12 protein-coding genes are annotated in these 13866 nt (G+C 68.7%); 11 read left to right on the forward strand and 1 reads right to left on the reverse strand.

The features are described 5' to 3' along the window. Positions 1-82 precede the first annotated feature (82 nt). The 8 genes from infB to truB all read left to right on the forward strand — a co-directional run bounded on the left by infB (position 83) and on the right by truB (position 8974). The gene (gene infB, locus ACFTZB_RS08425) at positions 83-3001 is read left to right on the forward strand and encodes a translation initiation factor IF-2 (RefSeq protein ID WP_378431038.1); all 2919 of its coding nucleotides are present in this window, start codon (positions 83-85) and stop codon (positions 2999-3001) included. A 101-nt stretch (positions 3002-3102) separates the two neighbouring features. Then, positions 3103-3393, forward strand: a complete 291-nt coding sequence (locus tag ACFTZB_RS08430) for a DUF503 domain-containing protein (protein WP_378431039.1) — start codon at positions 3103-3105, stop codon at positions 3391-3393. A 111-nt stretch (positions 3394-3504) separates the two neighbouring features. Beyond that, on the forward strand, positions 3505-3993 hold the full coding sequence (gene rbfA, locus ACFTZB_RS08435; protein WP_015890370.1) for a 30S ribosome-binding factor RbfA: 489 nt from the start codon (positions 3505-3507) through the stop codon (positions 3991-3993). 11 nt (positions 3994-4004) lie between these two features. Then, entirely contained in the window at positions 4005-5006 is a 1002-nt protein-coding gene (locus ACFTZB_RS08440) for a bifunctional oligoribonuclease/PAP phosphatase NrnA (RefSeq protein WP_378431040.1), read from the forward strand. Between the two features lie 12 nt (positions 5007-5018). Beyond that, positions 5019-6407 (forward strand): MATE family efflux transporter, encoded by a 1389-nt coding sequence (locus ACFTZB_RS08445; protein WP_378431041.1) that lies wholly within the window; start codon positions 5019-5021, stop codon positions 6405-6407. 1 nt (position 6408) lies between these two features. Then, a complete protein-coding gene (locus tag ACFTZB_RS08450; protein ID WP_378431042.1) occupies positions 6409-7338 on the forward strand; it encodes a metallophosphoesterase family protein in 930 nt (309 codons plus the stop codon). Continuing rightward, on the forward strand, positions 7335-8018 hold the full coding sequence (npt, locus tag ACFTZB_RS08455; protein ID WP_378431043.1) for a 4'-phosphopantetheinyl transferase Npt: 684 nt from the start codon (positions 7335-7337) through the stop codon (positions 8016-8018). Before ACFTZB_RS08450 ends, npt begins: the two co-directional genes overlap by 4 nt. 38 nt (positions 8019-8056) lie before the next feature. Then, complete coding sequence (gene truB / locus ACFTZB_RS08460; RefSeq protein WP_378431044.1) at positions 8057-8974, forward strand: tRNA pseudouridine(55) synthase TruB; 918 nt, start codon at positions 8057-8059, stop codon at positions 8972-8974. Between the two features lie 4 nt (positions 8975-8978). On the opposite strand, the gene ACFTZB_RS08465 is transcribed toward truB, so the two are convergent. Then, positions 8979-9692 (reverse strand): metal-dependent transcriptional regulator, encoded by a 714-nt coding sequence (locus ACFTZB_RS08465; protein WP_378431045.1) that lies wholly within the window; start codon positions 9690-9692, stop codon positions 8979-8981. Positions 9693-9868: 176 nt separating this feature from the next. Between ACFTZB_RS08465 and ACFTZB_RS08470 the strand changes: the two genes are divergently transcribed. The 3 genes from ACFTZB_RS08470 to ACFTZB_RS08480 all read left to right on the forward strand — a co-directional run bounded on the left by ACFTZB_RS08470 (position 9869) and on the right by ACFTZB_RS08480 (position 13810). Next, on the forward strand, positions 9869-10843 hold the full coding sequence (locus tag ACFTZB_RS08470; RefSeq protein ID WP_025432373.1) for a bifunctional riboflavin kinase/FAD synthetase: 975 nt from the start codon (positions 9869-9871) through the stop codon (positions 10841-10843). Positions 10844-10953: 110 nt separating this feature from the next. After that, entirely contained in the window at positions 10954-11223 is a 270-nt protein-coding gene (rpsO, locus tag ACFTZB_RS08475) for a 30S ribosomal protein S15 (RefSeq protein WP_005240682.1), read from the forward strand. A gap of 313 nt (positions 11224-11536) precedes the next feature. After that, entirely contained in the window at positions 11537-13810 is a 2274-nt protein-coding gene (locus ACFTZB_RS08480) for a polyribonucleotide nucleotidyltransferase (protein WP_276141533.1), read from the forward strand. The last annotated feature ends 56 nt before the right edge of the window (positions 13811-13866 follow it).

A 13866-nucleotide genomic window follows, 5' to 3' on the forward strand; every position in this document is an offset into this window, starting at 1 on the left:
GATCGTCCATCGGAGATAACCCGAGGTCGTGCGGGCCCCTCTCAGGGGAGCCTCCTGCTCGACCTCATCAGTGAGGAGAGCAGTGGCAGGCAAGGCCCGCGTGCACGAGTTGGCTAAAGAACTCGGTGTCACAAGTAAAGAACTACTCGCAACGCTCAAGGAGCAGGGCGAGTTCGTGAAGTCGGCGTCCTCCACGGTGGAGGCGCCCGTAGCCCGGCGTCTGCGGGAATCCTTCCCGTCGGCGAAGTCGGCCGATTCCGCAGCCCGTCCGGCTGCCAAGCCCGGCGCGCCCGCGCCGAGTGCCCCGGCGACCTCGGCCAAGCCAGGCGGACCCCGCCCCGGCCCCAAGCCGGCAGCCCCGGCTCCGGCCGCACCCGCTGCAGCAGCCCCCGCGGCCACACCCCAGGCCCCGGCTCCGGCCGCACCCGCAGCGAGCGCAGCCACCCCGGCCGCACCGGCGAGCAACGCTCCCAAGCCCGGTCGCCCCACCCCGGCTGCCCCGGCTCCGGCAGCGCCGGCAGCGCCGGCCGCCCCTGCGGCGGCCAGCACACCCGCGGCTCCGTCCACGGGCGCCAAGCCCGGCGGACCGCGTCCCGGCCCGAAGCCTCCGCGCGTCGGTAACAACCCGTACTCCTCGGCTCCCGCGGAGCGTCCGGCACCCCGGCCCGCTCCCGGCGCGCCGCGCCCGGGTGCACCCCGTCCGGCTCCCGGTCAGGGCGGTCCTCGTCCGGCACCGGGTCAGGGCGGTCCTCGTCCGGCTCCCGGTCAGGGCGGTCCTCGTCCGGCTCCCGGTCAGGGCGGTCCCCGTCCGGCACCGGGGCAGGGTGGACCCCGTCCCAGCCCCGGCTCGATGCCTCCTCGCCCGAACCCGGGCGCGATGCCCGCTCGTTCGGCACGTCCCGCTCCCGGCGGTCGTCCCGGCCGTCCCGGCGGAGCCCCCGGCGGTCGTCCCGGTGGCGGCGGCGGTGGATACCGCGGCGGCGGAGCACCCGGTGCCGGCGCAGGCGCGCCCGGTGGCGGAGCACCCGCAGGTGGTTTCCGCGGTCGTCCCGGCGGCGGCGGACGCCCCGGTCAGCGCGGTGCGGCAGCAGGTGCCTTCGGTCGTCCCGGTGGCGCCCCGCGTCGTGGTCGCAAGTCGAAGCGTCAGAAGCGCCAGGAATACGATTCCATGCAGGCGCCCGCCGTCGGCGGCGTGCGGTTGCCCCGTGGCAACGGCGAGACCATTCGCCTCGCCCGCGGTGCCTCCCTGTCGGACTTCGCGGAGAAGATCGACGCGAACCCCGCAGCGTTGGTGCAGGCACTGTTCAACCTCGGCGAGATGGTGACGGCGACCCAGTCGGTCAACGACGAGACGCTGGAACTGCTCGGCGGCGAGATGAACTACGTCGTCCAGGTCGTCAGCCCGGAGGACGAGGACCGCGAGCTGCTCGACAGCTTCGACCTCACCTACGGCGAGGACGAAGGCGGCGAAGAGGACCTCGAGTCCCGGCCGCCGGTGGTCACCGTCATGGGCCACGTCGACCACGGTAAGACCCGACTGCTCGACACGATCCGCAAGGCCAACGTCCGTGAGGGCGAGGCCGGTGGCATCACGCAGCACATCGGTGCCTACCAGGTGCTGACCGAGCTCGACGGCAACGAGCGTCTCGTGACGTTCATCGACACCCCCGGTCACGAGGCCTTCACGGCCATGCGTGCCCGTGGTGCCAAGGCCACCGACCTCGCGATCCTGGTCGTCGCCGCCGACGACGGCGTCATGCCGCAGACGGTGGAAGCGATCAACCACGCCCAGGCGGCCGACGTGCCGATCGTGGTCGCGGTGAACAAGATCGACAAGGAAGGCGCGAACCCGGACAAGATCCGGCAGCAGCTCACCGAGTACGGACTGGTCACCGAGGAATACGGCGGAGACACCATGTTCGTCGACATCTCGGCGAAGCAGGGCACCAACATCGACGCGCTGCTCGAAGCAGTGCTGTTGACGGCGGACGCCGCCCTCGACCTGCGGGCCAACCCGGACATGGACGCTCAGGGTGTCGCCATCGAGGCGCACCTCGACCGTGGACGCGGCCCCGTCGCGACCGTGCTCATCCAGCGCGGAACGCTGCGGGTCGGCGACTCGATCGTGGCCGGCGACGCATACGGACGTGTGCGCCGCATGGTCGACGAGCACGGCGACGACGTGCTCGAGGCCCTGCCCTCACGTCCCGTCCAGGTGGTCGGTTTCACGTCTGTCCCCGGTGCAGGCGACAACCTGCTCGTGGTCGACGAGGACCGCATCGCTCGTCAGATCGCCGACCGGCGCAATGCGCGGAAGCGCAACGCCCTGGCCGCGAAGAGCCGCAAGCGCATCAGCCTCGAGGACCTGGATTCGGCACTCAAGGAGACGTCGCAGCTCAACCTCATCCTCAAGGGCGACAACTCGGGAACCGTGGAGGCCTTGGAAGAGGCCCTGCACGGCATCGAGATCGACGACGAGGTGCAGTTGCGGGTCATCGACCGCGGTGTCGGTGGCGTCACCGAGACCAACGTCAACCTGGCCGCTGCGTCGAACGCGATCATCATCGGGTTCAACGTCCGCGCCGAGGGCAAGGCGACCGAGTTGGCGAACCGCGAGGGCGTCGACATCCGGTACTACTCGGTGATCTACCAGGCCATCGACGAGGTCGAGAAGGCTCTCAAGGGCATGCTCAAGCCGATCTACGAAGAGGTCGAACTGGGCAAGGCGGAGATCCGCGCGATGTTCCGTTCGTCCAAGGTCGGCAACATCGCCGGTTGCCTCGTCACCTCGGGTACCATCCGTCGCAATGCGAAGGCCCGGCTGCTGCGTGACAACACGGTTGTCGCCGAGACCGTCACCATCTCCTCGCTGAAGCGGGAGAAGGAAGACGCCGTCGAGGTACGCGAGGGTTACGAGTGCGGTTTGACGCTCACCTACTCCGACATCAAGGTCGGTGACGTCATCGAGGCCTACGAGCTTCGGGAAAAGCCGCGCGACTAGTCGCCATCCGTTTGGGGTGACGCAGCAGCGTCATCCGGCGTGCGCTTCCTCGGCCGACTCGATCGGCCGGGGGAGCGCACGTCTCCCCGAAGGAGGAAAGTTTGTACGTCGGTGCGCTCGAGCTCGACATCTTGCTCGGTGACGTGCGATCTCTCAAAGAGAAGCGTGCAATGGTCAAACCGGTTCTGGCGGAGCTGCGACGCTACGGCGTCTCGGCGGCGGAGGCCGGGGAACAGGATCGGTACCGCCGGTCGATGCTCGGCGTCACGATGGCGAGTTCGGCGGTCGATCACGTACACGAGGTGCTCGACACGTGCGAACGGCACGTCGCCGGGATGCCGGAACTGCAACTCCTTGCGGTCCGGCGAAGGATTTTCGGCCCCGAGGACTGATTCGGGGCGCCCTGCCCGCCCGCCGCGTCCGCGGCCCGGCGTGCAGAATGAACTACAGCTACACGCAACTTCACAACTTATCGAGCGGCCAGGGAGAGGAGTCTGATTGTCATGGTGGATCCCGCCCGGGCACGCAAACTCGCCAAGCGCATCGGCACGATCGTCGCGACGGCGATCGATCACGAGATCAAGGACCCTCGCCTGGCGTTCGTCACGATCACCGACACCAAGGTGACGGCCGACCTTCACGACGCCACCGTCTACTACACCGTGATGGGCGCCGACCTGGAATCCGAACCGGATCTCGTGTCCGCGGCTGCGGGACTGGAGAAGGCGAAGGGCGTTCTGCGTTCGAAGGTGGGTGCAGGCACCGGAGTCCGGTTCACGCCGACGCTGACGTTCGTCGCGGACACGGTTCCCGACACGGCGCGGCACATGGAGGAACTCCTCGCCCGCGCTCGCGCCGCCGACGACGAGGTCGCGCGAGTCGCGGCCGGTGCGTCCCCCGCGGGTGACCCCGACCCGTACAAGGAACCCCGAGTCGAGGACGCGGACGACGCCGAAGTCGACGAGCCGTCCCGGTCCCGCCAGGCGGACTGACACGAACCGACATGACCCACACTCAGGAGACGTCCCTGTCTGATCTCGATCGTCACGAGGTGTTTCTGCCGCAGGCGGTCGCCGTTCTCGAGAACGCGACGTCGGTGACGATTCTGTGTCACGTCCAACCCGATGCCGACACGATCGGCAGTGGACTCGCCCTGGCATTGGTGCTCGAGCGCAAGGGGATTCCGGTGCAGGTGGCGTTCGGCGCGCCCGACGAACTGCCGGAGTCGATGCGCGAACTGCCGGGCACGCACCTGCTGGTGCCCGCGGACCAGGTGCGCCGCAACGTCGATCTGCTCGTGACCGTGGACTGCGGCAGCGCCGGACGTCTCGGGAAGCTCGCCGACCGGCTCGCGCACGCGGGGGAGACCCTCGTCATCGATCACCACCGGTCCAACACCCGGTTCGGTCGCATGAACCTGATCGACGAGTCGGCGGAGTCGACGACCGCTGTCGTGGCGCAGATGTTCGACGTGTGGGGTGTGGACATCGACACCGACCTCGCGCACTGCCTGTACGCGGGTCTCGTGACCGACACCGGTTCGTTCCGCTGGGTGCAGCCGGGCACGCACACTCTCGCGGAGCGTCTCCTCGCCACCGGGATCGACGGTGCCCGCATCGCCCGCCGTCTGCTCGACACCCATCCGTTCGGGTGGCTGCCGATGCTGTCCTCGGTGCTCGGATCGGCGACGCTCCTCCCCGAGGCGGCCGGTGGGCGCGGACTCGTCTACGCCGTCATCCGGCAGGCCTACGTCGGGGATCTGCGCTCGGAGGAGATCGAGAGCGTCATCGACATCGTCCGGACGACGTCCGAGGCCGAGGTCGCGGCCGTCCTCAAGGAGGCGGCCGACGGCACGTATTCGGTGTCGCTGCGGTCGAAGTCCGACGTGGACGTCTCGATCGTCGCCGGGTACCTCGGCGGCGGCGGTCACCGGTTCGCTGCCGGCTACACGGCCGTGAACTCTGCGGACGAGATCGTGACCGCGCTCGTCGAATCGCTCGGCTGAGGTCCGAAATCGTTGGCTGAGGTGTCGGAAGTCACGGGCGACGCGACCGCCCGGACGGTGTTCGGGCTGGCGTTGCCGGCGCTCGGTGTGCTCGCGGCCGAACCGATCTATCTGCTCTTCGACATCGCTGTCGTCGGCCGGCTGGGTGCGCTGGCGCTCGCGGGCCTTGCCGTCGGCGGCCTCATTCTCGCCCAGGTCAGCACCCAGCTGACGTTCCTGTCCTACGGCACGACGGCGCGCGCGTCCCGCATGCACGGCGCCGGGGACGAGCGCGGTGCGGTCCGGGAAGGAGTGCAGGCCACATGGCTGGCACTGGGCATCGGCGCGCTGGTGATCGCGCTGGTCCACCTGTTCGGAGGCCCGGTCACGTCGGCGATCGCGGGCGGCTCCGACATCGCGGCGGCCGCCGGAAGCTGGTTGCGGATCGCGGTGTTCGGCGCCCCGCTGATCCTCGTCGCGATGGCGGGCAACGGGTGGATGCGTGGTGTGCAGAACACGGTGCGGCCCCTGCGATTCGTGATCGCCGGTCTCGTCGTGTCGGCCGTGGCCTGCCCGGTGCTGGTGCACGGATTGTGGGGCGCGCCGCGGCTGGAACTCGAGGGTTCGGCGGTCGCGAACGTGATCGGGCAGGCCGTGTCCGCGAGCCTGTTCGTCGGGGCGCTGGTGGTCGAGCGGGTGCCGTTGCGACCGCGGTGGCACGTCATGCGCGCCCAGATGGTTCTCGGCCGGGACCTGATCCTGCGGAGCCTGGCGTTCCAGGCGTGCTTCCTGTCCGCCGCCGCCGTCGCGTCCCGGTTCGGCGCCGCAGCGGTCGCCGCCCACCAGGTGGTGCTGCAGCTGTGGAACCTCGTGGCCCTCACCCTCGACTCCCTGGCAATCGCCGCACAGGCACTCGTCGGTGCCGCGCTGGGCGCCGGGCACGCCCACGGTGCCACGCGACTGTCGTGGCGCATCACCCGATGGTCCACGATCTTCGCGACCGGACTCGCCCTGATCTTCGCCCTCGGTCACGGCGTGATCCCCGCACTGTTCACCTCCGACCGGGCCGTACTCGACGAGATGGCGGTGGCCTGGTGGTTCTTCGTCGCGATCATGCCGGTGGCCGGCGTCGTGTTCGCGCTCGACGGCGTGCTGCTCGGGGCCGGGGACGTCGCCTTCCTCCGGAACGCCACGCTGTCCTGCGCGCTGGCCGGGTTCCTGCCGCTGATCTGGCTGTCGATGCTGAACGACTGGGGCCTGGCGGGAATCTGGACGGGGCTCACGGTGTTCTTGATACTTCGGATGCTTGCGGTCGTGTGGCGGGTCGGATCGGGCCGCTGGGCAGTGGTGGGGGCCGACCTGCAGGCACGGCACGGATCGGACAGCGATCCGGCGGCGGAGCACGATCGGAAAGGTGGTTGACGTGGCACCCAAACTGATGGCGGTGAGCGACACCCATGTGGGGCACCGGGGAAACCGCCCGATCACCGAGGACATCTACCCGGACTCGCCCGAGGACTGGCTGATCGTCGCCGGGGACGTCTCCGAGAAGACGGACGACATCCGGTGGGCGCTGACACTCCTGCGCAGTCGTTTCGCGCAGGTCATCTGGGTTCCCGGCAACCACGAACTGTGGACGACGGCGAAGGACCCGGTGCAGATCCACGGCGCCGCCCGCTACGACTACCTCGTCACCATGTGCCGCGAGATCGGGGTCATCACCCCCGAGGACCCGTTCCCGGTGTGGGAGGCGGAGGACGGCCCGGTCACGCTGGTCCCGATGTTCCTGCTGTACGACTACACGTTCCTGCCCGACGGCGCCACCACCAAGGAGGAAGGCCTCGCGATCGCGCGGGAGAAGAACGTGGTGGCCACGGACGAGTTCCTGCTGTCGAGCGAACCGTACGGAACCCGGGACGCCTGGTGCCGCAACCGCGTCGAGACGACGAAGGCCCGGCTGGACGCCCTCCCCGCCGGCACCCGCACTGTCCTGATCAACCACTTCCCGTTGGTGCGTCAGCCCACGCAGGTGCTGTGGTACCCGGAGTTCTCGCTGTGGTGCGGCACCGAACTGACCGCGGACTGGCACACCCGGTACAACGCCGTCTGCGCCGTGTACGGGCATCTGCACATTCCGCGCACCACCTACTACGACGGGGTGCGGTTCGAGGAGGTGTCGCTGGGCTACCCGCGGGAGTGGCAGCGGCGGGGACTCCCGGACAATTTGCTGCGGCAGATCCTCCCGGTGCCGGAGTATCCGCCGGGCACGCTGAACAAGTGGGGCGGCCACTTCAAGGTCACTCCCGAACAGGAAGCCGAAGTGGAGAAGATGCGGGCGAGGGGGGCCCTGTGATCGAGAGAATTCTGCCGGCCGGGGTGGTGTCCTCGGAACTGTTCGAGGACCCGGCGGGGCTGCGTCCGCACCCGCAGGAGGAGGCGCTGATCGGGCGGGCGGTGGAGAAGCGGCGACGCGAATTCACCACCGCGCGGCACTGCGCCCGCCTGGCGATGACGAAGCTGGGTGTGGACCAGGCCCCTGTTCTGCGGGGCGACAAGGGTTCCCCGGTGTGGCCGCGCGGCGTGGTCGGGAGCCTCACCCACTGCGACGGGTACCGAGGCGCGGCGCTCGGCTACGCGATGCAGGTGCGGTCCGTCGGCATCGACGCCGAACCGCACGACGCGCTGCCCGACGGGGTGCTGGACGCGGTGAGCCTGCCCGCCGAGCGCGACTGGCTGTCGGGTGCGGCGGACTCCGGGCAGTGGCGCTCGGCCACCGGCGGTCCGGTGCACCGGGACAGGCTGCTGTTCTGCGCCAAGGAAGCCACGTACAAGGCGTGGTTCCCGCTCACCGGCCGGTGGCTCGGGTTCGAGGACGCGCACATCACGTTCGAGGCGTCCGGCGACGGCACCGGCACGTTCCATTCGGATCTCCTCATCTCCGGGGAGACCGTCGACGGACCACCGCTGGCGTCGTTCGACGGCCGGTGGATGGTGTCCGACGGCCTCATCATCACCGCCATTGCGGTGCACTGATTTCGGTGCCGTGACGGCGGCTGGCAGAATCGGGCCTCGTGTCTGCACGTGAAAAGCCTTCTTCCGGTCTCGTCGGCGCCGGACTGCTCATCGTCGACAAGGACGCGGGCGTCACCAGCCACGACGTGGTGGCCCGGTGCCGCAAGCTGCTCGGCACCCGGAAGGTCGGCCACGCGGGCACTCTGGACCCGATGGCCACCGGGGTGCTGGTGCTCGGTGTGGAGCGGGCGACGAAGCTGCTGGGGCTTCTCGCGCTGACCACCAAGGCGTACACGGCCACGATCCGGTTGGGGCAGGCCACCACCACCGACGACGCCGAGGGGGACGTCGTCGCCTCGGCCGATGCGTCCGGGGTGAGGGACGAGGAGATCGCCGCACAGGTGCGCACCCTCACCGGGGACATCCAGCAGATCCCGTCGAGCGTCAGTGCCATCAAGGTGGACGGCCGGCGGGCGCACGCGCTGATCCGCGCCGGTGAGGAGTTCGAACTCGCGCCCCGGTCGGTCACGGTGTCCCGGTTCGAGGTGACCGCGAGGCGCACCGAGGGCACGTTCGTCGACCTCGACGTCGAGGTGGAATGTTCGTCCGGAACCTATGTGCGGGCGCTCGCACGTGATCTGGGGATCGCGTTGATCGGTGTCGGCGGGCACCTCACGTCGCTGCGCCGGACCCGAGTGGGACCGTTCACCCTCGAACACGCGCGCACGCTGGAACAGCTGGCCGAGGAGCCGGGCGTCAGCCTCGACATCGACGCCGCCGCGCAGACCGCGTTCCCGCACCGGCAGATCGACGCCGACGAGGCCGAGGCGATCAGTCAGGGCCGCTGGCTGGAGCCGATCGGCATCAAGGGCGTCTGCGCCGCCATCGATCCGAGCGGGCACACCATCGCGCTGCTCCAGGAGCGGGGAAAGCGGGCGAGCTCGGTGATGGTGGTCCGTCCCGCGACCCTGAGGTAGCGGCTCACACCAGCCAGATGGCCTGGGCCGCGGGGTTTCCGAGCTCGACGGTGTCATCCTGGGCGCCGATCCGCACCGACACGGTGCCGGCGTAGTCGCGTCGCTCCAGCACCGTCACCGTCACGTCCAGTGCCACACCCACCGAATCGAAGTACCGCAGCATGGCCGGGTCGGAGTCGGAGATGCGGGCGATGCGGCCACTCTCGCCGTTGACGAAGTCGCTGAGCTGACGTGCCGGGGGAGTGGGCACCGACCCGTCGACCGCAGGAATCGGATCACCGTGCGGATCGCGTTCGGGATGGCCGAGCTTGGCGTCCATCCGGGAGATCATCAGATCCGAGACGGCGTGCTCGAGCACCTCCGCCTCGTCGTGCACCTCGTCCCAGCCGTAGCCGAGTTCGTGCACCAGGTACGTCTCGATGAGGCGGTGCCTGCGGACCATTCCGACGGCCGCGACGCGCCCCGCCTCGGTCAGGGCGATCGACCCGTAGCGGGCGTGATCGACGAGGCCCTGATCGGACAGTTTCCGGATGGCCTCCGACACGGTCGACGCGGACACCCCGATCTTCTCGGAGAGCAGTTTCGTGGAGACCCGCTCCTGCGACCACTCCTGAACGGTCCAGATGACCTTCAGGTAGTCCTGCGCCACTGCCGAGAGCGCCCCGGTCTCGGAGGTCGAGTCCTCGGTCACGCTCTGGTCATTCTTGTTCACGGCCACGCCAACGAGCTTAGGCAAGTCTTACCGGCGAGACACATCGACACACCTGATCGATCCCCGGGGGACGTCACCGGCGACGGCGAACCGCGAGGTCGTGACGTTTCCCCGCCACGCCGGACCGCCGGACGACCGGTCCGAAGATGAACATCGGCGCGCGGCACCGTAGGCTGCCACTCGTGCTGAGATGGCGTGGTCTCGACGAGGTTCCTGCCGATTGGGGTCGTTGTGTTCTCACGATCGGCGTATTCGATGGCGTGCACCGAGGTCACGCCCAATTGATCAGTCGAGCGGTGGCGGCTGCCCGCACGCGTGGAATACCCAGCGTGCTCATGACTTTCGATCCCCATCCGATGGAAGTGGTTCGACCGGGCAGTCATCCCGCCCAGCTCACGACGCTCGCCCGCCGGGCGGAGCTCGCGGAGGAGCTGGGCATCGACGTGTTCTGCGTCATGCCGTTCACCGCCGAATTCATGAAGCTGACGCCGGAGCGGTACGCCCACGAGATTCTCGTGGAGCGCCTGCACGTGGCCGACGTCGTCGTCGGTGAGAATTTCACGTTCGGCAAGAAGGCCGCGGGCAACGTCGACCTGCTGCGGCAGATCGGCGACCGGTTCGGGTTCGCGGTCGACGGTGTGACATTGCTCGCGGAGCACGCAGTCACGTTCTCGTCCACCTACATCCGCTCCTGCGTGGACGCCGGTGACATGGCCGCCGCGACGGAGGCGCTCGGCCGCCCGCACCGTGTCGAGGGCGTCGTCGTCCACGGCGACGGTCGCGGACGCCAGCTCGGCTACCCGACCGCGAACGTCGCGCCGCCGATGTACGCCGCGATTCCCGCGGACGGCGTGTACGCCGCCTGGTTCACCGTGCTCGGGCACGGAGTCGACCTGGGCACCGTCACGTCCGGCGAGCGGTACATGGCTGCCGTGTCGGTGGGCACCAACCCGACGTTCTCCGGGCGGACGCGCACCGTGGAGGCCTTCGTCCTCGATCGGGAAGCCGACCTGTACGGCCAGCACGTGGCCGTCGACCTCGTCGAGCGTCTCCGTGGGATGGAGAAGTTCGATTCCGTGGACGACCTGATCGTCGCGATGGGCAAGGACGCCGAGCGTGCGCGCGCGATCCTCGCGGCCTCGGAGGACGTGCGGTAAAGCACGTGCATTTCAGCTGGTAAAGTAGACCGCTGGCGTGCGCTGCGGTTCGCGGCGGCCGCGCCGAGTTTCGATCCATGCACGCGAACGTCATCACCAGGAGTGAACCAGTGGCATTGACCACCGAAGAGAAGAAGCAGGTCCTGAGCGAGTACGGCCTGCACGAGACCGACACCGGTTCGCCGGAGGCGCAGGTGGCCATGCTCACCAAGCGCATCGTCGATCTCACCGAACACCTCAAGATGCACAAGCACGACCACCACTCCCGCCGCGGCCTCCTGCTGCTGGTCGGACGCCGTCGTCGTCTGCTCAAGTACGTCCAGAAGGTCGACATCGAGCGTTACCGCTCGCTGATCGAGCGTCTCGGCCTGCGTCGCTGAGTTTCGCAACATCGCGATCATTTCGATCGCAAATCACTCCGGTAGCCGGCGGGGCCTTGCTTAGACTGGGCCTCGCTGGCTATCGGTGTTAGCTGCCGAGGGCAGCACTACCGTATGCACCCGAGAATGTGGTGTCGGTCTTCGGTAGTGGTCTTCCGGACACGGTCCGGCGGACTTCGATCGACGGCCGCCTCCGCACAGTGACATCCCGAGAACTCGAGAGGGGGATGTCCCTCAGGTGCGCAGTTCTCGCCAGGAGGGTGAGAACGCCCCCGCGGGTACGGCGAAGACGAGAGGGAAGTGAAAAGAAGAGATGACAGAGAATTCCGCAGTAGAGGTCGATGAGGGCGTGTTCGAATCCACCGCCGTGATCGACAACGGGTCTTTCGGAACCCGCACCATTCGTTTCGAGACCGGTCGCCTCGCGCAGCAGGCCGCCGGCGCCGTCGTCGCCTACCTGGACGACGAGACGATGCTGCTGTCCGCGACGAGCGCCAGCAAGCACCCCAAGGAGCACTTCGACTTCTTCCCCCTGACGGTGGACGTCGAGGAGCGCATGTACGCCGCGGGCCGTATCCCCGGCTCGTTCTTCCGTCGTGAGGGCCGCCCCTCCACGGACGCGATCCTGACCTGCCGCCTGATCGACCGGCCGCTGCGTCCGTCGTTCGTCGACGGTCTGCGCAACGAGATCCAGGTCGTGGTCACGGTGATGAGCCTGAACCCGCAGGACCTGTACGACGTGGTCGCGATCAACGCCGCGTCCGCCTCCACCCAGATCGCCGGACTGCCGTTCTCCGGCCCCGTCGGTGGTGTGCGTGTCGCGCTCATCACGTCGGACGAGAACAAGGCCGGCCAGTGGGTCGCATTCCCCACCGTCGAGCAGCTCGAGAACGCCGTCTTCGACATGGTCGTCGCCGGCCGCATCGTCTCCGGCAGCGGTGACGACGCCGACGTCGCGATCATGATGGTCGAGGCCGAGGCCACCGACAACGTGATCTCCCTGATCGACGGTGGCGCACAGGCTCCCACCGAGACGATCGTGGCCGAGGGCCTCGAAGCCGCCAAGCCGTTCATCGCTCGCCTGTGCACCGCGCAGCAGCAGCTCGCGGTCAAGGCGGCCAAGCCCACCGGTGACTTCCCCGTCTTCCCGGCGTACCAGGACGACGTGTTCGCCGCCGTCGAGGCCGCCGCAGCGGAGAAGCTCAGCGCGGCACTGACCATCGCCGGCAAGCAGGAGCGCGACGACAAGACCGACGAGGTCAAGGTCGAGGTCCTCGAGCAGGTCGCCCCGAACTTCGAGGGACGCGAGAAGGAACTCGGCGCGGCGTTCCGCTCGCTGACGAAGAAGCTGGTCCGTCAGCGCATCCTGCGCGATCAGTTCCGCATCGACGGCCGTGGCATCACGGACATCCGTTCGCTGTCGGCCGAGGTCGCCATCGTTCCGCGTGCCCACGGTTCCGCTCTGTTCGAGCGCGGCGAGACCCAGATCCTGGGCGTCACCACCCTCGACATGGTGAAGATGGCGCAGCAGGTCGATTCGCTCGGACCCGAGACGACCAAGCGGTACATGCACCACTACAACTTCCCGCCGTACTCCACCGGTGAGACGGGACGCGTCGGTTCGCCGAAGCGCCGCGAGATCGGTCACGGCGCGCTGGCGGAGCGGGCACTCATGCCCGTGCTGCCCAGCGTCGAGGAATTCCCGTACGCCATCCGTCAGGTGTCGGAGGCGCTCAGCTCCAACGGCTCCACCTCGATGGGCTCCGTGTGCGCGTCGACGCTCGCACTGCTCAACGCCGGTGTGCCGTTGAAGGCTCCGGTCGCCGGTATCGCCATGGGCCTCGTCTCCGACCAGGTCGACGGTGAGACCCGTTACGTCGCGCTCACCGACATCCTCGGTGCCGAGGACGCGTTCGGCGACATGGACTTCAAGGTCGCGGGCACGAAGGACTTCGTCACGGCGCTGCAGCTGGACACGAAGCTCGACGGCATCCCGTCCAAGGTCCTCGCCGGCGCGCTGGCGCAGGCCAAGGACGCGCGGGCGACGATTCTCGAGGTCATGGCCGAGGCCATCGACACCCCCGACGAGATGAGCCCGTTCGCCCCGCGCGTCACGGCCATCAAGGTCCCCGTCGACAAGATCGGTGAGGTCATCGGGCCCAAGGGCAAGATGATCAACTCCATCACCGAGCAGACCGGCGCCAACATCTCCATCGAAGATGACGGCACCGTGTTCGTCGGTGCGACGGACGGCCCGTCCGCGCAGGCCGCGATCGACCTGATCAACGCCATCGCCAACCCGCAGCTGCCGAAGGTCGGCGAGCGCTTCCTGGGCACGGTCGTCAAGACCACCGCCTTCGGTGCGTTCGTGTCGCTTCTCCCCGGCCGCGACGGACTGGTGCACATCTCGAAGCTGGGCAGCGGCAAGCGCATCGCCAAGGTCGAGGACGTCGTGAGCGTCGGCTCGAAGTTGCGTGTCGAGATCGCCGACATCGACAACCGCGGCAAGATCTCGCTGATCCCCGTCGAGGAAGACGGCGCCGCGGCTCCGGCCGAGCAGAGCGAAGAGGCGGCTGCCGAGAAGTAGCCTTCTCCCGGTCGGCACGCCGGCGGGGGCGCCCCGCGATGAGGGGGGGGGGGCCC

Source organism: Rhodococcus sp. NPDC057014 (genome assembly GCF_042673295.1).
Taxonomy (GTDB): Bacteria; Actinomycetota; Actinomycetes; order Mycobacteriales; family Mycobacteriaceae; genus Rhodococcus_F.